This is a genomic window from Methylobacterium sp. 10 (genome assembly GCF_000519085.1).
Classification (GTDB): domain Bacteria; phylum Pseudomonadota; class Alphaproteobacteria; order Rhizobiales; family Beijerinckiaceae; genus Methylobacterium.
Genome location: NZ_KI912577.1, coordinates 3,840,880 through 3,861,181, shown reverse-complemented (window position 1 = coordinate 3,861,181; position 20,302 = coordinate 3,840,880). Strand labels below are relative to the sequence as shown.

General features: G+C 67.5%; 19 protein-coding genes. 7 read left to right on the top strand and 12 right to left on the bottom strand.

Features of this window, described 5'->3' with window-relative positions:
• Positions 1 to 50: 50 nt before the first annotated feature.
• Positions 51 to 920 (top strand): GH25 family lysozyme, encoded by an 870-nt coding sequence (locus K368_RS0118205; protein ID WP_027173574.1) that lies wholly within the window; start codon positions 51 to 53, stop codon positions 918 to 920.
• A gap of 20 nt (positions 921 to 940) precedes the next feature.
• Here the strand turns inward: K368_RS0118205 and K368_RS0118200 are convergent, their stop codons facing one another.
• The 3 genes from K368_RS0118200 to K368_RS0118190 all read right to left on the bottom strand — a co-directional run bounded on the left by K368_RS0118200 (position 941) and on the right by K368_RS0118190 (position 3,378).
• The gene (locus K368_RS0118200) at positions 941 to 1,621 is read right to left on the bottom strand and encodes a hemolysin III family protein (protein ID WP_027173573.1); all 681 of its coding nucleotides are present in this window, start codon (positions 1,619 to 1,621) and stop codon (positions 941 to 943) included.
• Between the two features lie 136 nt (positions 1,622 to 1,757).
• Positions 1,758 to 1,946 carry a hypothetical protein gene (locus K368_RS0118195; RefSeq protein ID WP_027173572.1) on the bottom strand — a complete coding sequence of 63 codons (189 nt, stop codon included), beginning with the start codon at positions 1,944 to 1,946 and terminating at the stop codon, positions 1,758 to 1,760.
• A 304-nt stretch (positions 1,947 to 2,250) separates the two neighbouring features.
• Entirely contained in the window at positions 2,251 to 3,378 is a 1,128-nt protein-coding gene (locus tag K368_RS0118190) for a COX15/CtaA family protein (RefSeq protein ID WP_027173571.1), read from the bottom strand.
• Positions 3,379 to 3,601: 223 nt separating this feature from the next.
• Between K368_RS0118190 and K368_RS0118185 the strand changes: the two genes are divergently transcribed.
• On the top strand, positions 3,602 to 3,820 hold the full coding sequence (locus K368_RS0118185; protein ID WP_027173570.1) for a DUF2842 domain-containing protein: 219 nt from the start codon (positions 3,602 to 3,604) through the stop codon (positions 3,818 to 3,820).
• 103 nt (positions 3,821 to 3,923) lie between these two features.
• Positions 3,924 to 4,337 (top strand): hypothetical protein, encoded by a 414-nt coding sequence (locus K368_RS0118180; protein ID WP_027173569.1) that lies wholly within the window; start codon positions 3,924 to 3,926, stop codon positions 4,335 to 4,337.
• A gap of 109 nt (positions 4,338 to 4,446) precedes the next feature.
• Here K368_RS0118180 and K368_RS0118175 read toward each other — a convergent pair whose 3' ends face one another.
• Positions 4,447 to 5,511: a polysaccharide deacetylase family protein gene (locus tag K368_RS0118175; RefSeq protein ID WP_027173568.1), complete on the bottom strand. Its 1,065-nt coding sequence runs from the start codon at positions 5,509 to 5,511 to the stop codon at positions 4,447 to 4,449.
• A 187-nt stretch (positions 5,512 to 5,698) separates the two neighbouring features.
• Between K368_RS0118175 and K368_RS0118170 the strand changes: the two genes are divergently transcribed.
• Positions 5,699 to 6,964, top strand: coding sequence for a GNAT family N-acetyltransferase (locus K368_RS0118170; RefSeq protein WP_027173567.1), 1,266 nt, complete (start codon positions 5,699 to 5,701; stop codon positions 6,962 to 6,964).
• A gap of 47 nt (positions 6,965 to 7,011) precedes the next feature.
• Here K368_RS0118170 and K368_RS0118165 read toward each other — a convergent pair whose 3' ends face one another.
• A complete protein-coding gene (locus K368_RS0118165) occupies positions 7,012 to 9,294 on the bottom strand; it encodes a GumC family protein (protein WP_027173566.1) in 2,283 nt (760 codons plus the stop codon).
• 182 nt (positions 9,295 to 9,476) lie between these two features.
• Between K368_RS0118165 and K368_RS0118160 the strand changes: the two genes are divergently transcribed.
• The 3 genes from K368_RS0118160 to K368_RS0118150 all read left to right on the top strand — a co-directional run bounded on the left by K368_RS0118160 (position 9,477) and on the right by K368_RS0118150 (position 13,352).
• Positions 9,477 to 10,049: a polysaccharide biosynthesis/export family protein gene (locus K368_RS0118160; RefSeq protein WP_027173565.1), complete on the top strand. Its 573-nt coding sequence runs from the start codon at positions 9,477 to 9,479 to the stop codon at positions 10,047 to 10,049.
• Positions 10,050 to 10,459: 410 nt separating this feature from the next.
• Positions 10,460 to 11,698, top strand: a complete 1,239-nt coding sequence (locus tag K368_RS0118155) for a glycosyltransferase family 4 protein (RefSeq protein ID WP_081739700.1) — start codon at positions 10,460 to 10,462, stop codon at positions 11,696 to 11,698.
• A 109-nt stretch (positions 11,699 to 11,807) separates the two neighbouring features.
• A complete protein-coding gene (locus K368_RS0118150; RefSeq protein ID WP_027173563.1) occupies positions 11,808 to 13,352 on the top strand; it encodes an undecaprenyl-phosphate glucose phosphotransferase in 1,545 nt (514 codons plus the stop codon).
• A 91-nt stretch (positions 13,353 to 13,443) separates the two neighbouring features.
• Here the strand turns inward: K368_RS0118150 and K368_RS25050 are convergent, their stop codons facing one another.
• The 7 genes from K368_RS25050 to K368_RS0118115 form a co-directional block, all read right to left on the bottom strand.
• Positions 13,444 to 13,866 (bottom strand): hypothetical protein, encoded by a 423-nt coding sequence (locus tag K368_RS25050; RefSeq protein ID WP_245259614.1) that lies wholly within the window; start codon positions 13,864 to 13,866, stop codon positions 13,444 to 13,446.
• Positions 13,867 to 14,171: 305 nt separating this feature from the next.
• Positions 14,172 to 16,622: a TonB-dependent receptor gene (locus tag K368_RS0118140; protein WP_027173561.1), complete on the bottom strand. Its 2,451-nt coding sequence runs from the start codon at positions 16,620 to 16,622 to the stop codon at positions 14,172 to 14,174.
• Between the two features lie 418 nt (positions 16,623 to 17,040).
• Entirely contained in the window at positions 17,041 to 17,667 is a 627-nt protein-coding gene (locus tag K368_RS0118135) for a hypothetical protein (protein WP_027173560.1), read from the bottom strand.
• Positions 17,664 to 18,548 (bottom strand): ABC transporter permease, encoded by an 885-nt coding sequence (locus K368_RS0118130; RefSeq protein ID WP_036266485.1) that lies wholly within the window; start codon positions 18,546 to 18,548, stop codon positions 17,664 to 17,666. Before K368_RS0118130 ends, K368_RS0118135 begins: the two co-directional genes overlap by 4 nt.
• A 208-nt stretch (positions 18,549 to 18,756) precedes the next feature.
• Positions 18,757 to 19,512 (bottom strand): ABC transporter ATP-binding protein, encoded by a 756-nt coding sequence (locus K368_RS0118125; protein WP_027173558.1) that lies wholly within the window; start codon positions 19,510 to 19,512, stop codon positions 18,757 to 18,759.
• Entirely contained in the window at positions 19,509 to 19,751 is a 243-nt protein-coding gene (locus K368_RS0118120) for a hypothetical protein (RefSeq protein WP_027173557.1), read from the bottom strand. The genes K368_RS0118125 and K368_RS0118120 overlap by 4 nt, the downstream gene beginning before the upstream one ends.
• Positions 19,752 to 19,781: 30 nt before the next feature.
• Positions 19,782 to 20,216, bottom strand: a complete 435-nt coding sequence (locus K368_RS0118115; RefSeq protein ID WP_027173556.1) for a hypothetical protein — start codon at positions 20,214 to 20,216, stop codon at positions 19,782 to 19,784.
• Between the last annotated feature and the right edge of the window lie 86 nt (positions 20,217 to 20,302).

The following is a 20,302-nucleotide window of genomic DNA, read 5'->3' as shown; positions in this document are numbered from 1 at the left end:
CCATCCCTTAGCGATGAGTTTAGCGCGTGAGAACGGTGGGCCGGGCATCGATGTCGCTTAAGAACGGGATCGCCCCGACAATCCTGGCCGGGATGCCACGCGGCGTCGCGCTGCGCTGGGCCAAACGCTCTTTGACCGCCGCCCTGCTCGCGAGCGTGGCGGCCTGCGCCGGAAACCACAGCGACTTCTACCCGACCAAGGGCGACGTGAAGCCCCATCCGGGGGTCGCGCGCGCCAAGCAGCACCCGATCCAGGGCATCGACATCTCGAAATGGCAGGGCCCGATCGATTGGGCTTCGGTGCGCGGGGCCGGTACGCAGTTCGCCTTCATCAAGGCGACGGAAGGTGGCGACCACGTGGACGAGCGGTTCCGCGCCAATTGGGACGGTGCCGCCAAGGCGGGCGTGCCCCGTGGAGCCTACCATTTCGTGTTCTGGTGCCGCTCGGCCCAGGACCAGATGGAGTGGTTCAAGAAGAACGTGCCCAACGATCCGACCGCCCTGCCCCCCGTCCTCGACGTGGAGTGGAACGGCCATTCGCAGCTCTGCCCCAAGAAGCTGCCGAAAGCCCAGGCGCTGGCGATGATGCGCTACATGCTCGACGAGATGGAGCGCTACACCGGCAAGCGTCCGATCATCTATACCGACATCACCTTCCACAAGGACGTGCTCGAGGACGAGCTGCCCGACTATCCGCACTGGGTCCGCTCCACGGCGGCAGAGCCCGAGCAGCGCTACGCCAAGCGCAAGTGGATGCTGTGGCAGTTCACCTCCACGGGCCGGGTTCCGGGCGTGCGCGGCGACGTCGACCGCAACGCGTTCTACGGCTCGACGGCGGAATGGGCCTCGTTTCTGTCCACGGATTGCGACCCCCGCGACCATGTCCGGCTCGCCGGACAGGGGCTCTGCAGCGGGAAGTGAGCGGGGCGTGGAGGCCGCCGCTACAGGCCCGTATCGATGACGCTGGTGAGGACGGTGCCGTAATGGCAGGCCGTCGCGGCGAGGACGAAGGCGTGCCAGATGGCGTTCTGGTACGGCAGGCTGCGCCAGACGTGGAAGATGATTCCTAGCGAGTACAGCACGCCGCCAACGGCTAGGAGCCAGAGAGCGTCCGGCTTGAGCGCTCCGATCACCGATTCGTAGGTGGCCACGCCGCTCCATCCGAGGAGCAGGTAGAGGCCGATGGCGGCCCGGTCGAAACGGCCGGGCAGGAGAAGCTTCAGGGCGATGCCGATTCCCGCCAGAACCCAGATGAAGGCGAGCAGGATCCAGGCCGTCGATCCGCGTCCGACCAGGGCGACGAGAGGCGTATAGGTGCCCGCGATCATGAGGTAGATGATGGCGTGGTCGGCCCGGCGCAGGATCCACTTCCGGCGGCCGACCGGCCACATGTTGTAGGTGGCCGAGACACCGAGCATCGAGACCAGGGCGGCGGCGTAGACCACCACTCCCGCGCGTTCTGTCAAATCCAGCGGCGCCATCGCCGCGAGGATGACGATGGCGATGGCGCCCGCGACGCCGAAGACGATGCCGGCGATATGGATGGCGGCATCCGCCATCAATTCCTTGCGCGTGTAGTTCCAGCTCAGTCCGATGGGTCTACCGTCCTCAGCCAGAAACATCGCTGACTCCGAACTATCATGACCCAAGCTTAAGCGCCGAAGGGCCGGACTCGTTCCCTGTTCGAACTGCGCAGGCGGCGCGCATCGTGAACCGCCGCCTACAGGATTCCTGCGCATTTTCCCGGTAAGGGGATCCTCAGAAAGAGAACGTCGTAAAGCGGCTCGCGAGGACGACGGCCCAGGCCGCTCCGAGGAGTCCCGTGAGACCGACGACGACCTTCCGGGTTCGCGCATGGCGCGTCCCCTCCGCGACGGCGCCTTCGCGTGCCGTCTGGTCGCGCTCAACGAGTACCTGCTCTTCCGACACGAGGCGTTGGTCGTGCATGCTGGACGGCCTTTCGGTTGTGGCGAGACATTGCCGGACGCCGCTCTCGCGGCGACATCGACACATCGGCTAACGGCACGACCCCCAGCTTAGTTTCGCTGCAACGCAACAAAATATGGCCGAGGGGCACGCTCGCCGATGTCGACCGACAGGGTGCAAGCATCCGGCCAATCCGCACTCGCTATCGGGCATCGCGGCGAAGCGGTCTGTGCGATGCAACAGCTGACACGCCGACGAGATCCGGAAATCAGGGGCGGGAAATGCCCCCCTCGGACGTCCTCCAATACGCCTATCCCGAAGGGGATTAGGCGCGTCGGCCCATCATGTCTTCGAAACCGAAGGCGGCCGTGGCACCGGCGGGAGATGCCAGGGTGCGCTGGGCTGCCCCGCGGCTGAGCCGGGCATGAACGGTCGCCATCATCAGAACCGCCATCGCGAAGACCTGATGGGCGAGGCCCGCCCAGAGGGGCACCGCCAGCAGGAGCGTCACGATGCCCAACCCTGCCTGCGCCAGGGTCAGGCCCGCGATGCCCACGGCGCGGCGGGCCGTGCCGCTCGCGGGAAGCCGCCTGCTCGCATCGACAGCATGGAACAGCGCTGCCGCGAGGAGGAGATAAGCCATCAGGCGGTGGTTGAACTGAACCAGAGTGACATTGTCGACGAAGTTCTCGATCCACGGGCTGACGGCGAACAATTCGGACGCCCCCGGCACGAGGACGCCGTCCATGTCGGGCCAGGTGTTGTGCACGAGCCCGGCCTTCGATCCGGCGACGAGGCCGCCGAGACCGATCTGGATCAGGACGAGGATCGGCAGCAGGGCCGCCGTGATCCGCAGGCGCTCCGGTGCGGGCTCGGACGGGCCGGACCGCAGCCCGGCCGCCAGCCAGACGAGCCCAGCCAGGATCAAGCTTGCCGTGGTGAGGTGGAGGGCGAGCTTGAGGGGCGCCACCGCCGTCATCCCCGGCTGGAGCCCGGAAGCGACCATGATCCAGCCGATGGCGCCTTGAAGACCGCCGAGGGCGCCGAGGGCGAGGAGCCCGTATCCGAGGCGCCGGTCGACGAGGCCGCGCCACCAGAACATCAGGAGCGGTACGAAGAAGGCGAGCCCGAGGATTCGCCCGAGCAGGCGGTGGCCCCATTCCCAGGCATAGATGACCTTGAAGTCCGACAACCCCATACCCTGGTTGAGGATACGGTATTGCGGCGTGTCCTTGTACTTGTCGAACTCGGCGGCCCAGGCCTGTTCGGAAACCGGGGGGACCACGCCCGTCACCGGCCGCCATTCGGTGATCGACAATCCCGATCCCGTCAGGCGGGTGGCACCGCCGACGGCGACCATGGCCACGACGAGGATGGCCAGCGTGTAGAGCCAGATGCGCACCGGGTTCATGGAACGGACCGGCGCGGTCGGGGTGGTATCGCGTGAAGGCATCGCGGTGTGGAGCTCGCGTGGTGTCGGGATCGGCGCGGGTTTCCCGTGCCTTGCCACCCTGCGTTACGCATGCGCGGCCACGGGGGCAACGTCGCCCAGGGCCGCAGAGGGCTTGGATGCGGCGCGAGCGGCAATTGCCTTGCCGGGGCGGTCGGCCTAACCCCGGCGGACCTGCCGCCGGGGAGAAGGCCCTTGCCAAAGGCCCATGTACAGGAGAGCGCCCATGCGCCGCCGCACCCGCACGCTGCTCGGCACGATCGGCATGCTCGCCTTCGTGGCGCTCTACGCGCCCCTTGCCATGGCCTTGGCCGATAGCCGCATCTCGCAGACGCCCCCGGCCGTGCAGGCGGTCCTCTACGCCTTCCTCGGCATCGCCTGGATCTTTCCGCTGATGCCGCTGATCCGCTGGATGGAGCGAAAGGACGTCGACGGCGAGAGCTGAGAACCAAGATTTCGCCCGACGCCGGGATTTCGCCGCACTCGGCCGTCACAGGCTTGGGCACGCTTGAATGTTCCGCCAGCCCCAGGCCGAGATCCGCCGCTTCATGAACCGATTCCTCGTGTCCTTCCTGCTCGTAGGCTTCGGCTGCGCCGCACTCCCGGTTCTCGCCACCCAGGCTTCGGCGCAGAGTGCGCCCCGCTCGATGGCGGAATGCGAGCGCCTCAAGAACGACCTCGCCTACAACCAGTGCCTCGCGATGTTCGGACCGGCCGCGAGGAATGTCGGAGGCGGGGGCAGCGACGGCGGATCGGCCTCCTCTTCCGTGGCCACCGCACTCGCCGCCGTGCCACCGGTCAGCACCGAATCCCTGCCCATGGCCGACGAGCCTGTGCAGGAGGCTGGCAAGGGCCAGCGCGGCAGGCGCGGGCGCTACACCCGCCACGGCCGCCAGAGCGCCAGCTTCACCGTCGGTGGAAGCGAGGGCCGCTCGTCCTACCGCCGCCGCCGCCGGCACTAAGCAGGTTTCGCAGACGTGGCCTCCGGTTCTGAGATGAAAACCTGCGACACATCAAAGAGCCAAGCAGGGTGAAGCGTCGGCTTGCCTACGCGAACCTGCTGGGCCGGGCTCACTCGACATTGAGCCGCCGCCCGCGATTCCAGGCGAGGAACGGAACGCCCGACAGCAGCGCGGAGAGCGCCGGCTTCGATTGATGCAGCCCATTCACCGAGACCCGCGGCAGGGCATGGAGATGGCCGGCATGGCCGGGGAAGAGATGGCCGGGGCGGGTCGTCACGGCCGTGTCGAACCCGGCCTCGCGGGCGATTCCGAATTCCCGCCCCCCGGCCGAGGTCGGATCGCCCACCGGATAGGACAGGTGTCGCACCGGCCGTCCGATCTCCCGCGCGATCCGCGCCCTGCCCTCCCCGATCTCCCGGCGTACCCGCGCCTCCCCGTGTTTCGCCAGCATGGGATGGCCGATGGTATGGGCTCCGATCGACAATGCGGGATCAGCCGCCAGATCGCGCAACTCCCCCCAGGACAGGCAGAGTTCCTCCGCCACCCGCCCGATTCCGATGCCGGCCTCGCCGCAGAGATCGGCGATGGTGGCGAGCAGGCGCTCCTCCGAACCGGTGCGCAGGTGCCGGTAGAGTGCGGCGAAGGCCGCCATCTTTTCCTCAGCCGTGGTGGCGGGCAGATCGAGGGGCGGGGCCTCGTCCAGACGCACCCTCACCCGGTCGAGGCGAGCGATCGCGCGTTCGAGCTCGATCCACCACAGGCGGCCCCTCCCCTCGGCGAAATCGCTCGTGACGAACAGTGTCCAGGGAACGCGATGCCGCATCAGAATGGGAGCGGCGTGGCGGGCGTTGTCCCGGTAGCCGTCGTCGAAGGTCAGGACGGCGAAGGGCCTGTCTCCGCCGGGCCGGGCGAGCCGCTCGGGCACGGAATCGAGGCCGATCACGTCGAACCCCTTCGCGTCCAGCGTGACCAGCACCGCGTCGAGGAAGTCGGGCGTGATCGAGAGAATACCGTTGGGGGCGTAGGCCCTCGCGGGGGCCGGGTCGACGTGGTGGAAGGTCAGGATCAGGCCGCGCCCTTGCGCAACGCGCTTCAGCCAACGGTCGGCCCCCGAAGCGGCGATGGCGCGAAAACCCGCATCGAACAGGCGGTGACGGAACTCGGGCGCGGGCATGGGCGTCACCGGAGAGGAGCGGAACAGGCGTACACTCGAACACCAACCCGCAAGGTTTCGTTACCCACATCGCGAGATGATGCCCTGCCGTTTCCCATCGTCACCGGCGCTTAAGACGCCGGAGGGATAGGTACTCGACGATGGATGCTCGTGCGCCGCGCTCGCGGAGCCGTGCCAGGGAGCGGTGATGGCGGTTCTTGTTCACGATCTCACCGGAGCGGGTATGATTCAGGAGCGCGTCCGAGGGCAGCTGGTTCCGGAGGTGTTTCGCGACCTGGCCAGCGTCGAGGCTCTGTGGCGGAGCGTGGAGAGCGACCCCGCCGCGCTGTCGACCCCCTATCAGAGATTCGACTGGGTCTCGGCCTTCGTCTCGGCCAAGCTCGGCTGCACCCCGGCGGAGCAGGACGCCTCCCTGCGGGTCATCGTGCTGCGCGATCCCGGCGGACGGCCCCGCGTGATCCTGCCGCTGCAAGTGGCGCGCGAGCGCGGCGTTCGCGTGGCGCGGGTGATCGGCTGCAAGCACGCGAACTACCACATGCCGATGTTCGCCTCCCGCGAGGCGGCGGCCATGCGCGCGGAGGATCTCGTCGGCCTGCTGCGCCTCGTCGGACACGAGGCCGGGATCGACGTCTATCTGCTCGGACATCAGCCCCGCTTCTGGGACGGCGCCGCCAATCCGTTGAGCCTTCACGCCGCGCCGGCGGTGAGCGACGCCTACGGCCTGATCCTCGGTCCCGACCCCGAGACCACCGCCAAGCGCGTCTTCAGCGCCGATGCGCGCAAGAAGGTGCGCTCGAAGGAGAGGAAGCTGATCGAGGCCTTCGGCCCCGTGGAGTATCGCGTGGCCTCGAATGCCGAGGAGGTGAAGACCTACCTCTCCGCCTTCTTCGCGCAGAAGGCCTCGCGCTTCGCCGCCATGGACATCGCCAATCCCTATGCCGACGAGGGGATCCGCCGCTTCATCGCCACCGGCGCCTGCCGGCAGGACGATCAGAACGAAGTCCGGGGCGCCGCGATCGAGGTCTCCGCCCTGGTGGCGTGCAACGATGGGCGAGTCTTCGCGACCTTCGCCGGTGCGGTCAGCGACGCGCGCTACAGCGGCATGATGACCTCCTTCGACCAGGATCCCGTCGTCGGACGGTCGAGCCCCGGCGACATCCTGCTGCAGCACCTCATCCGCGATCAGACCGAGCGCGGTCGTCGCAGCTTCGATCTCGGCGTCGGGGAGGCCCGCTACAAGGCCAATATCTGCGACGAGACGATTCAGCTCGGCGAGGTGACCATCGCCGTCACCCTGCGCGGCCATTTCTTCGCCGTTCCGGCCATGGCCGCCACCCGCCTCAAGCGCCGGATCAAGCGGAGCGAGCGACTGGCGCGCTGGGCGAAGACGGTTCAGAGGGCGATCCGACGCTCGGCCCGCCATGGCCGGCCCGCCGGCGAGGGGCATACCTGAGGCAACGGGTCGAGGCGGAGGCCCCTCGCTTAGGCCGCCGAAAGCCTTTAGGCCGCCGAAAGTCTTGCGCCGGCCCCCGGCTTTCCCGCATCGTCGTGTTCGTTCGCGGTCTGCTCCCCGGCGACGAGGACCGAGCCGGATCCCTCCTGGTCGGCCAGGCCGTAGAGCGAGACGAGTTCGGGATCCTCGGGCGACTTGTCGGAGGCGATGACGATGGCGTTCATCCGGCCCGCCATGGCCGCCAGCAGGTCGCGTGCCGCATCGGACTGGGCCCCACCCAACTGATAGACGACCCAGTCGTAGCTCTGGGCTAGGGCATCGAGGGCGATGGCCAGGGCCTCCGGCTCATCCGTGAGGATGTCGCAATCGACGAAGCCGCGCGGGATGGCGTGAAGCCTGCGCACCGAGGGCACCGACCGGATCACGTCGAGGAAGGCCGCTTCGCCCGCCACGAGGTCGGTGAGGCCGGCATCGTCCGAGGGAGAGGCCGGGCCGTTGACGTCCACCAGAAGGACGCGCCCGCTCGCGGCCAATGCCTCCGCCAGGATCCGGGCAAGTTGCCGGTCGGCGTCCGTGTCGGTCTCCGCAATGAGGAGGCTTCCACCATTGCGGCCGATGCGCTCGCGGAGGCGACGGGTGAGGGCGTGGAGATCGTAGCTCGGGACCGCCGTCGGGCCCGCTTCCCCGGCCGCCCCTTCCGTATCCTCCCGCACCGTAAGCGGTGCGGCCTCCGGGACGGAGACGGGAGCAGCGGCGACGAGGGGGACGACGACGCGGGCGATCAACGGCGCCTCGTAGAGGGCGGCGGCGGTGCCGGTGCGCGACAGGGCCACGGAGGCTTCCGGGAAGGCGAAGGGGGCGGGTTCGGGGGCCCGATCGTCCGGTCCGGTCCCGCGGCGGCGGGTCTCGTCGGGATCGCGGAGGAGATGACGCGCCGCCACCCCGCCGCTGGACAGCAGCATCGCCATCACGAGAGCGAGGGCGACGATGGGCAGCTTCTTCGGGAAGGACGGGATCTGGGGCACCACGGCGCGGGAGACCACGCGGGCATCGGCGGGGGCCGCGCTCTCGGCATCGCGGGCCGAAGCCTCGCGATAGCGCGAGAGGTAGGATTCGAGCTGGTCGCGTTGGGCCTTGGCCTCGCGCTCGAGGGCGCGCAACTGGACCTCGCTGGAATTGCCCTTCGAGACGACCTCGCGCTGCGCGTCGACGGCGGCGTTCAGGCTCTCGACCCGGGCCTCAGCGATACGGGCGTCGTTCTCCATCGTCCGCACCACCCGGTCGGCGGTGGCCTTGATCTGCGCGTCCAGGTCGCCGATCTGAGCGGTCAGCTCCTTGATGCGGGGATGGGCCGGCATCAGCGTCCGAGATTCGAGGGCGAGCTGCCCGCGCAGGGTGATGCGCTGCTCCACCGTGCGGCGGATGACCTCGTTATTGGCGACATCCGGGATTTCGAAGGCGCGGCCGTCCTTGATCATCTCGCGGATGAGCTTGGCCCGGCTCGTGAGATCGGCCTTGACCGTGCGAGCCTGGGACAGCTGGGTCGACAATTCGCTGAGCTGCTGGGTGCCCAGAGGTTGGCTGGTGGTGCCGCCACCGCCGCTGATCAGGCCGTTGCGGGCGCGAAAGGTCTCCACCTTCGCCTCGGCCTCGGACACGCGGGTGCGCAGGGTGTCGATGTTGCCGCCGAGCCAGGTCGACGCGTAGCGGGCGGTGTCCACCTTCGCCGATTCCAGGGAGGCGATGTAGAGTTCCGCGATGGTGTTGGCGGCCTTGGCCGCGAGGTCCGGATCGCGCGAGCGGAACTCGACCGTCAGGATGCGGGACTTGCCGGCCGGGTAGACCAGGAGCCGGTCGAAATAGGTCTCGAGCACCCGGTCCTCGGGCGCTCGCTCCATCGGGTTCCTGCCGAGCCCGATCATCATCAGGACGCGCTGGACCGGACCGATGCCGTCGACTTCGGGATCGAATTCGGCATTGCCCACGAGCTTCAGGCGGCGGATCGCCTCGCGCGCGATATCCCGGGACATCACCACCTGGACCTGGCTCGCCACCGCCTGTTCGTCGATGGCCAGGGGCTGTTCGCCGCGCTCCTGCGCGGTCCGGGCGAAGCTCGCATCGCGGCTCTCCAGCAGGATCTTGGCCTCGCCGGTGTAGCGGGGCGGAACGACCTGTACGAAGACGATGGCCCCGATCCCCGCCGCCACCGTGGGAAGGACGATCCAGCGCCAGGATCGCGCCAGCACCCCGAACAGCTGGGACAGGCCAAGCCCCTCGTCCCGCTGCGGGATCGGTTCGATCGAGGAAACGGTCTGCTGCGAGCGGGGCATGAGGCGATCTTTACGCAAGGCAGGACGGCGCAACGGACGCCTCCCGGAAGAGTAGAGCTCGTTAAGATTGATCGTCAGTTAAGATCGACTGCAACGCAGCGCATTCCCGGCGGAGCATCAGTTTTTGTTAACCATATGAACCTACCAATAGAGGCAGAAACTTGCTCTTAGCGGCTTGGATGATGAACCGGCGCTCCCTTCTCCTCGCTCTCTCCTCCACTCTGGCACTGGGCGGATGCCTGCGTCCCGACTTCCGGACCGCGCAGCTCGACGCCACTGCCACCGGATCGATCGGCGGACGCTATACGCTCGCCACCGGTGACCGGCTGCGCGTCATCGTCTTCGGTCAGGACAACCTCTCCAACATCTATGCCATCGACGGGGCGGGAGGCATCGCCATGCCGCTCATCGGGCTCGTGAAGGTGGGAGGGCAATCGACCGCCCAGGCCGCCCGAACCATCGAGGCCAAGCTGGCGGCGGGCTTCGTGCGAGAGCCGCACGTGACCGTGGAGGTGGACGCCTATCGGCCGTTCTACATCCTCGGCGAGGTCACGACCTCGGGGCAGTACCCTTACGTGAACGGCATGGCCGTCGAGACGGCGGTGGCGATCGCGGCGGGCTTCGGGCCGCGGGCGGCCCGCGACTACGCCGTCCTCACCCGCGAGGGACCGAACGGCCTCGTCTCGGGCATCGTCCCGATGACCTACCTGGTGAGGCCCGGCGACACGATCGTCATCAAGGAGCGCTTCTTCTGAGGACGTCTCGTCGTCGATCGATGTCGGCCCGGATCCGCCTGATCCGGGCCTTCGTCGTTCCTGGCCCGGTCAGACGACGTCCAGGCAGCTCGAAGAGGCATCCGGACTTCGCGGAGCCAGTGTACGGGAAGAGGTACGTTGTATCGGCGTTCTTCAGTCCATCGCTGAAGTCAGAGTATCCGCGCCGACGCTACCCAGTAGAGTGTCCGTTCTCTCGCCGCCGGAGGGGCTGTCGTTATCGTCGTGCGTTAGGGCCTGCCTAACCGAGCGAAAGATTTTCGACTTTCCACCCACCTGAAACGATCCTGCGGCCTACAGCCCTTAACGGTCGCACCATCTCTGGAGACCAGTCTCTGCTAAAGTCGTACCGTCGCCCGGTTCGAATGGTCGTCGCGTGGAGCCTGTCCGTCGTGAGTGCGTCCGCCTCCATCCCGTCCATTTGCCCCTCCCCCGGCGAGGGCGGAAGCGTCTACCGCATCCTTCACGTCTTCCGGGCGCCGGTAGGAGGGCTGTTCCGCCACGTCTGCGACCTCATCAGGATCCAGGCGGCCGCCGGGCACGAGATCGGCATCGTCTGCGATGCGTCCACGGGCGGCGAAAACGCGGCGCGGGCCCTGGACGACCTCCTGCCACACCTCGCACTCGGCGTCGTCCGGCTCCCCATGCGGCGCAACCCGCATGGATCGGACCTCGCCGCGGTGCGCGCCGTCGCCGAGCGGGCGCGGGAGGTCCGCGCCACGATCCTGCACGGCCACGGCGCCAAGGGGGGGGCCTATGCCCGCATCGCCCGCCTGCCCCAGGGTTCGCCCTCGCCGATCCGGGCCTATACGCCGCATGGCGGCAGCTACAATTACAAACCCGGCTCCCTGCGCCACCGGCTCTACATGGGGGTCGAGCGACTGCTCGCGGGGCGCACCGACGTGTTCCTGTTCGAAAGCGAGTACGTGGCCGGCCGGCACCGGCGCTTCGTGGGGGGCAAGCCCCGCACCATGCGGATCGTCCATAACGGCATCGACGAGGCGGAATTCGCGCCGGTGCCGCACCGGGCGGACGCCTACGACCTCGTCTATGTGGGCGAGTTGCGCGAAGCGAAGGGGATCACGGTCCTGCTCGACGCCCTGGCGGCGCTGCGGGCCGAGGGGCGCCCCAGCCGCCTCCTCATGGTGGGCTCGGGCCCGGACGCCGACCTATTGGCGGAGCGGGCGCAGCGGCTCGGCCTGTCTGCTTCCGTAGCGTTCGAGCCGCCCCAGCCGATCCGTACAGCATTGGCGAAGGGACGGATCATGGTGGTTCCGTCCCTCGCCGAATCCCTGCCCTACGTGGTGCTGGAAGCCGCAGCGGCACGGCAGCCCCTCGTTTCGACCAATGTGGGCGGCATCCCGGAGATCTTCGGGGCGGCAGCGGACGATCTCGTCGGACCCAACGACCCCGTTGCCCTCAAGGATGCCATCGTCCGTCTGCTCGACGGAGACCCCGCCCGGGGGCTCGCGCGATCCCGCGCTCTCAGCGAATCCGTGCGGACACGGTTCTCGATGAAACGGATGGGGGCGGATGTGCTATCCGGCTACGCGGCCGCCCTGCGGCTTCGAGGAACGTTGACCGTAGCAACAGCGCTGCCGCCGATGAAGGAACTGCCGAAGTCACGCTAACGTACTCTTTGCCATGCTTGCGGCGGACGGGCCTTCGTTAAACGTTCCGTGATGCCGGCTTGGCATCGTGCCCCATCTCACCGACAAAAAGTTCGAACGAAAGCAGACGATGAGCGCCTTCGACGTTCGCGACCTTCTGAAGGCGGCGGGGCATCCCGGCCAGCCGAGCGCGGTCGATACGGCCCGGAACGGCCCCGCCGAATCCACGCTTCCTCCCGCCGAGGTCGGGGCGCCCCGCGATCATGGCGGTGTCCTGTCTCCGGTCGTGCTGTCGGGCAGCGTGCGGCTGGCGGATCTGGCGCTCATCGTCATCCTCGGGTTTACCACCCACTTCGTACAGTTCCGCGGCGTCGTCGCACTGGGATGGAGCTATCCTACGGCGATCCTGTCCGTGGCCGGGCTCGCGGTGGCGTTGTTCCAGATCTTCGGCAGTTACCGGATCGCCGCCTTTCGAACTTTCTTCAAACCCGCCCTGCGCCTCACCGCCGCCTGGTCGCTGACCTTCCTCGTCGTCGCCACGGTCATGGTCTTCGCCAAGGTCGCCGACCATTATTCCCGCATCTGGCTCGCGCTGTTCTACGCCCTGGGGCTGGCCCTGCTCCTCGCCGAACGCCTCGTCCTGCTCCGTTTCGTCACCGCCCGCATGCTGCGCGGACAGTTCGACCGCCGCACGGCCATCGTCGGGGGCGGGCCATTGGCGGAAGAGCTCATCCGGGCCCTCGAAGCGGAATCCGAATCGGGCATCCGCATCGTCGGCGTGTTCGACGATCGCGGGGACAACCGGTCCTCCTCGGTGGTGGCCGGCTACCCGAAGCTCGGCACGGTGAGCGATCTCGTGGATTACGCGCGCTCCACCCGCCTCGACCTCGTGGTCTTCACGCTGCCGATCGCGGCCGAGGATCGCCTGCTCCAGATGCTGGCCAAGCTCTGGGTGCTGCCCATCGACATCCGCCTCTCCGCCAAGGCGACGAAGCTCAAACTGCGCCCGAGGGCCTATTCCTATCTCGGCTCCGTTCCCGTCCTCGACGTGTTCGACAAGCCGATGGCCGATTGGGACATCGTCGCCAAGGCCATCTTCGATCGCGTCGTCGGCACGGCCATGCTGATCGTGCTGGCCCCGGTCATGCTCGGCCTGGCCATCGCGGTCCGCCTGACCTCGCCGGGTCCAATCCTGTTCCGGCAGAAGCGCCTCGGCTTCAACAACGAGACGATCGAGGTCTACAAGTTCCGGTCGATGTATGCGGACCAGTCCGATTTCACGGCCTCCAAGCAGGTCACGCGCGGCGACCCCCGCGTTACGCCCCTCGGCCGGTTCATCCGCAGGACGTCGCTGGACGAGCTTCCGCAGCTGTTCAACGTCCTGAAGGGAGAACTCTCCCTTGTCGGGCCGCGCCCCCATGCCGTTCAGGCCAAGACGAGCACCACTCTCTACGATCAGGTGGTCGATGGGTATTTCGCCCGCCACAAGGTCAAGCCCGGCATCACCGGCTGGGCTCAGATCAATGGCTGGCGCGGCGAGACCGATACCGACGAGAAGATCCAGCGCCGCGTCGATCACGACCTCTACTACATCGAGAACTGGTCGATCCTGTTCGACGTGCAGATCATGCTGGCGACCCCTCTTTCCCTCGTCACCACCAAGAACGCCTATTGAGGCCCAACCACGAAAGAGGCCGCCCCTCGCATTGCGAAGAGCGGCCTCTTTCCGTTCTTGCACCGAAAGCCGGTGCGTCGGGGCTGTCCTGCTACGGCAGGGAGCCCGCCGCCTTCTTGGCCTCGGTCATCGTGTCCTCGCAGCCCTTGGCATCCCCGGCCGCTTCCTGCTTGCGCGCCTGCTCGATCAGGTGACGGGCGTGGTCGACGCTCTTGGCATTGGGGGTGGTCGAGGGATCGGTGGGCTTACCACCGGGAGGCGCGTCGAGCCCCATCGACGGATTGGACGCGACCTTGCCGTCGGCCGAGGCGGTGCCGGTGACCGACACGGCGCCGGAGCTGTTGAGGCGCCGCTCGATCGTGGCGATCTGGTCGGAGCAGGCCGAGGCGAAGGCCGGACCGGCAATGGCGGTGAAGACGAGAGCGGGAACGAGCACGCGGATCAGAGTCGAGGCCGTGGTCGGCGAATGCGCCTTGGCCGAGGACGTCCTGGTCTCGCTGAGGGCCTTGGTCATGCGATGCTTTCCGGTGATGTCGAACATGGCACGCCAACGCTCGAATCGCCCGGCACGTTGCTGCGACATCGTCGAACTTGGGGCGGATCGTCCCCGGACGAGGCACTCCGCCGCACGCAGGGACCAACGAGAAAAGGCCACCGCCCCATTGCCGGAGCGGCGGCCCATCGCAGGTGCTCATACCACGTCTCAGTGACCCTGACCCATAGTCAGGGTATTGAGGTCCGGCGGACGACCGCCGCCGCGCAGTGGCGCGGGCAGACCCCGATGAGTCGGGCTCATCGAGGTCCGGTATCGAGGGGCGGCTACCAGAAGATGCGCATACCGCCATAGGCCGCGATCGGCGCGCCGGGGGCCAGGCTCCGGTTGGAGCTGGCATTGGGCAGCGCCAGGATCGGAACCTCGCCGACCGGCGAGAAGGTGCCGAAGGTCGCGTATTTCGCGTTCAGCGCGTTCTCCACATAGCCGTAGACCTCGATATTCTCGTTCACCCGGTAGCTCGTGTTGAACCCGATGACCGCGTAATTGCCGGTGGTCTTGTTGAGGTTCGATTCGTCGCCCACGAGGAACTTGCCGGTGGCGACACGGCCGAGGACGCCCACCCGCCATTCCGGCGTGACGTTGTACTGCACGCCGACCTTGACCTGATGCGGCGCGACGCCGGGGAGCTTGTCGCCGCGTCTCACGAAGATCTGGTTGGCTTCCGAGTTGTCCGGCTGGGCCGGGTTCGGCGTGGCGAACGGGTTGCCGCCGGAGGCCAGGGTCAGCGGCGACTGGAAGGTCGCATCGACGAAGGCGTAGTCGATGAAGGCGTTCCAGACCGGGGTGGTGATGGCGAGGCTCGCCTCGACGCCCTGGCGGCGGGTGGAGCCGACATTCTGGAAATAGGCCCGGCCGATTGTGATGTCGGAGGGCACGAAGGTGATGTCATCCTCGTTGCGGGCCCGGAACACGCCGGCCTTCCAGCTGAGCACCCCGAGTTCGATCGGCGAAGGCAGCTTGCCGCGGAAACCCGCCTCCACCGTGCGGGAAATGACCTGCTTCAACGGCGGATCGCCGACAAAGAAGTTGGTGAGCGAGCACGGGGCGAGCGGATCGGCGCAGGAGAGCTCGGCCGGGGTGGGCGCACGGTTCGCCTCGACATAGCCGCCATAGACGGTGAGGAGGTCGGGCACGATCTTGTAGGTCGCGCCGACGCCCGGATTGAACCGCTGGAAGTAGTGGTTGCCGTTCAAGGCCGTGCCGAGCTGATCCTCCAGCACGATCTTGGCCATGTTGAACCGGCCCTGCAGGGTCAGGGTCAGGCGGTCGGTCAGGTCGGTGTTGTTCTGCAGGTAGATGCCGCCGTAATCGTTGCTCGACTTCACGCTTACCGGCGTGATCGAGTTGTCGTCGCTGCGCACCACAATGCCGGGGCCGAAGAAGCCGCGGTCGAAGGTCAAGCCGCCCACCGCGTTGTCGGCGGTGAAGGCCGTGCGGCCGCCATCGTAAGAGCCGCCGAGGACGAAGCGGTTCGGTAGCCCGAACAGCGTCTCGCGCACGTTGGTCTGGACCGAGACGCCGAAATTCTCGGTGTTGGTGCGGGTCGAGTTGAGGAAGGCGTAGGGGCCGCCCTCTTCAAAGCGCTCCGCGAAGGCCGGGAGCCGGCCGAAATTCGCCGTCCTGACGCTGCTCGCCTGGACGCGCCGGTTCATCCGGTCGCGCAGGAAGAACTGCTCTTCGTTGGCGCCTTCCGAGCAGAGGTACCGCTCGTTCTGCTCGCAACGCTCCACCTCGGCGGCGTCGCCATTGGCGGTGTTCTGCTCGAACCGTCCGTAATAGGCGTTGCCCTGGATCGTCACGGTGGGGGTGATGTCGTAGGTACCGGAGAGCCCGATGCGTCCGAATGCGTTCAGGGTCTTGTCGGGATAGGTGAAGACCTCGTTGCGCTTGAAGTCCAGCAGATCCACGGGCAGGGTCCCGTTGCCGGTCAGGCTGTTGATCGCGCCCATGAAGTTGAGGTGGAATTCACCCTTCTCCGCCTGCACGCCGAGATCGCCGTAGAACTGGCGCAGGCGCGAGGGCGAGTGCTGGCGCCATCCGTTCTCGGAGAGGGCCGTGCCGGCGACGTAGAGGCCGACATTGTCCGAGCGCTGCCCGTGCTGGAACGAACCGCCGAAGCGCCCGAACGAGCCGCCCGAGAGGTTCAGCTCGGTGCCCTGATAGGTGAAGCCGTTCTTGAGCTGAACGCTGAGCGCGCCGCCGAGCGCGTTGAGGCCGTAGGCCGGGTTCGAGCCTTCGAGCTCGATACGGTCGACGGCGATGTCGGGGATGAGATCCCACTGCACCGTGTCGCCGAAGGAGGTGTTGAAGCGGTTGCCGTTGACGTAGACGGCCACACCCTGGGGGCTTCCGCCCAGGGGCGAGGCTTCGAAGCCGCGATAGGTGATGGTCGGCTGGAAGGGGTTGCCCTGCGCGTTGTTGATGCTGATCGAGCCGATCCGCTCGTCGAGGGCGCGCAGCACGCTCGGGGTGCCGACCCGGTTCACGTCCGCGGAGGTCAGGACGCTGGTGTTCTGGGGGAGCTTGTCACGGTCCTGGCCGAGCAGGACGCCTTGGGCGTTGCGCAGGGTGGGCGTCGGCGTGGTGGCGACCACGTCGAGTTCCTGCAACGTCACGGCCTGCTGGCCGCCGATGACCGTCGTCTGCGCATACGCGACGCCCGGCAGCAGAGCTACCGAGACGAGGAGGCTGCTCCGCAGCGTCCGCTTCTTCATGTCCCAAGACCCTTCGATTCAAAATGGCGTGGCCGGTTCGTCCCGGCTCGTTGCTGGATGTTGCGGGGCCTATCCGGCTTGGACAATGCGGGCGCGGGGAGATTCGACGATTCTAATAAGGACACCACAGAGATGGCGTCCTCGCGTGATCTCCGGGCAACATAATTCACGTGAGAATACAAAGACTTCGGGATCAATAGGAACCGATGACGGGACAATTAGGCAACCAGCGCTGCCGGAATGTTTTCCACGAATGAGGGATGGGATGGGCCGCTTCAGACGTGTCGGACTTTCTCGAAGATCGAGCGAATCGAACGCGTCCGATCTTCCGCCTCCGGCGCAAGTAAAAGGCCCGCCGGAGGATCCGGCGGGCCTGAAGAGGACACTCCACTTACGAAAGCCCGATGGAAACGTCGGGTCAGAGGCGAGCCTGGATCTTGCGAGCGACCTCGCCGAGACGCTGCTCCAGCAGGGTCGGCACTTCGCAGACATAGCTGAGGGACTGGCTGCGCTCTTGGAAGATGCGGCGATCCCAGGCGAATTTCGTCTCCAGTTCCGAGGCTTCCTTGGGCATCTCGCGGGCGTCGTTGGCGCTGGGACCGTCCTTCACCGAACTGATCTGATCGGCCTCCTGGCGAATGCGCTCGGCCATGCGCCGCTGCCCCTGCGCGTAGCGCGTGATACCCCCGATCACCCGGTTGCGCTCGTTGTTCACCACTTCGAACACGCCGGCGAAGACGCGGGTCAGGCGCTTGGCCTTCTCGTCGCCGGCCTTGGCGACGAACTCGTCGAGGAGGGGATCGACCTCGCCGAGCTCGGTGCGGCGCGAGGCGATCTTCTGGGCGAGCGAGGCCGCCTCGTAATCGTCGCCCCACGGGCCGGCGGCTTCGAGGTCCGGCCCGGTCCAGACCGTGCCCGGGCTCAAGGTCGAGACCTTGCGCTGGACGCAGGGCCAGTCCGGGTCCGCCTTGGGCTGGGCCAGGGCCGGCCCGCAGAGGAGGCTGCCGGCCGCCATGGCCAGCACGAGTGTGCGCGAAAAGATCATGCAGTGTCTCCGGCCGGTCCGCCGCGCCGGGCCATGATGCCGCGACCGGGATCGTAGGCGATGACGGCGAGGGTGAAGAAGGCGAGGGTGGTGCCCACGACGACGGCGCAGGCGATGGGCTCGAACTGCCCGTAGAGGGCAAAGCGCACGAGTTGGACGGCATGGCTGAACGGGTTGGCCATGCAGATCATGTAGAGCGTCTCGCTCGACTCGCGGATGCGCCAGAGCGGGTAGAGGGCCGACGAGGCAAAGAACATCGGGAAGATCACGAAGTTCATCACGCTGGCGAAATTCTCGAGCTGCTTGACCATCGAGGACAGGAGCAGGCCGATGGCGCCGAGCATCAGCCCCGAGGCGATGAAGGCCGGCAGCGCCGCCACGTAGCCGATGGCCGGGATGTCGAGCTCCCAGAACCAGGCGATGGCCAGGAACGCGTAGGCCTGCACCACCGAGACGGTGACGCCGGCGATCAGCTTGGCCAGCAGCAGCAGCCAACGCGGATACGGGCTCGTGAGCAGCACCTTCATCGAGCCGACCTCGCGGTCGTAGACCATGGAGAGCGAGGATTGCATGCCGTTGAACAGCTGGATCATCACGGCCAGCCCCGGCACCACGTAGACCTCGTAGAGGACATAGGTCTGGTAGGGCGGCTCGATCGAGACCCCGAGCGTGTTGCGGAAGCCCGCCGCGAAGATGAACAGCCAGACGAGCGGCCGCACGAGCGCGGATAAGAACCGCTCCTTCTGGTTGAAGAAGCGCAGCAATTCGCGGCGCACAATGCCGCCGAGGCAGATGAGGTAACCGACCGCGTCGAGACGGCCGAGATGGGGCACGGGTTTTTCGGCCAAGACCGGTGCGGCGGTGGCGACGGTCTTCGTCATGACGGTAACCGCTCGTTTGACCTGATCGCGAACGACCCTCCCCCCTCTGCGGGGGAGGGTGCCTGCGGAGCAGTCGGGAGAGGGGACGACCTCTCCGGACGCGGCGCTCCCCTCTCCCGACCCACTTCGTGGGCCGCCCTCCCCCGCAGAGGGGGGAGGGAAGAGGCGCGATGACCGGATGAAGCTGGTGTCACACCGATGCGAGGCATCATGCGGCCTGCCTCGGCGGTTCGGCGACGAGGCGCCGGAAGGCGGCCTCCAGGGTCTCGTCGCCCTGCGCGATGGAGGCGGCCGTCCCGCGCGCGACGATGCGGCCCTTGTGAAGGACGACCGCGTCGTCGGCCCCGTCGATCTCCTCGAAGATGTGGGTCGCCCACAGGACCGACAGCCCCTCCTCCCGCACCAGGGCGCGGACGATGGCGACGATGTCGGCCCGCGATTCGAGATCGAGGCCGACGGTGGGCTCGTCGAGCAGCAGGAGCCTGGGCCCATGCACCAGGGAGCGGGCGATCTCGATGCGCCGCGACTGCCCGCCGGAGAGGGTGCGGACCTTGTCGTCGCGCCGGTCGCTCAGGCCCACGCGGGCGAGCAGCACCGCGATGCGGGCCTTCGCGGCCCGGCGCGCGATGCCGTGCAGGCTGGCATGGTAGAGGAGGTTCTGCTCGACGGTGAGGTCGGTGTCGAGGGTGCGGGCCTGGAACACCACGCCGAGGCGGGCGAGCGCCCGGGACGGCTCGCGGTCGAGGCCATGGCCGAAGATCGAGACCCGCCCGTCCTGGCTGGCGTAGAGCCGGGTGATCACCGAGAACAGGGTGGTCTTGCCGGCGCCGTTGGGACCGAGCAGGGCCATGAAGCGGCCCCGCTCCACCCGGATCGAGACGTCGGACAGGGCCGCGCGCACGCCGAAGCGGTGGCTCACGCCCGCCACGTCGAGGGCCGCGCTCCCCCCTGCCCCGTCGCTCACGGCTTCATCGCCCGCTTGGCGTCGCCGACCGCGTCGAGGCATTCGTCGAACTCGCCCTCGCCCTGCTCGCGCTCGGCCACGCGCAGAGCCTTCTTCAGCTTCGGCGCCGCCGCCTCGGACGGCCCCTTGGCGAGGGCGTCCTTGATCATGGCGATGCCCTCGGCACAGGCGGCCTTGTCGTCGGCGAGCGCCGGGCCGGCGGCGAGTAGGAGGGCGAAGGTGGGGATGAGGAGACGCATGCGGAGGCCCTGCCCTGTTGCGAGACGGACTTACTTGACGATGAACTTGCCGGTCATGCCCTTGGACTCGAGCCCATGGATCGACCAGGGGTATTCGCCCGGCTTGATCGTGACGAACTCGATGGCGATCTCGCCCGGATCGTCGAATTCGAGGTGGTCCGGCGGGCCGCTGCCGTGGATCTCGAGATGCTGGATCACGATCTGGTTGAACCAGATGTTGCGGAAGAACTCGGTGGCATAGAACTTATATTCCTGCCGGCCCTTGGCGACGATGCGCAGGCGGTAGGCCTTGCCGGATTCGAGCTCGATCTCCCGGTTCTCGACCACGAAATCGTTGCCTTCCTCGTTGCCGAGGACGAGATCGGGGAGGTTGGAGCGCTTCTTGGTGAGATCGAGGGCCGAGGCCGGCCCGGTGGCGAGCAGGGCCGCCAGGGCGAGGGCAGCGAGCCGCATCGTCCGCTTCATGTGGTCTTCCTCCCGTTCGCCGCCTCGAGGCGGTCCGTCCTTCGGCATATCCGCGCGTCTCTCCTCCCCACTTGTGGCGAGGAGTT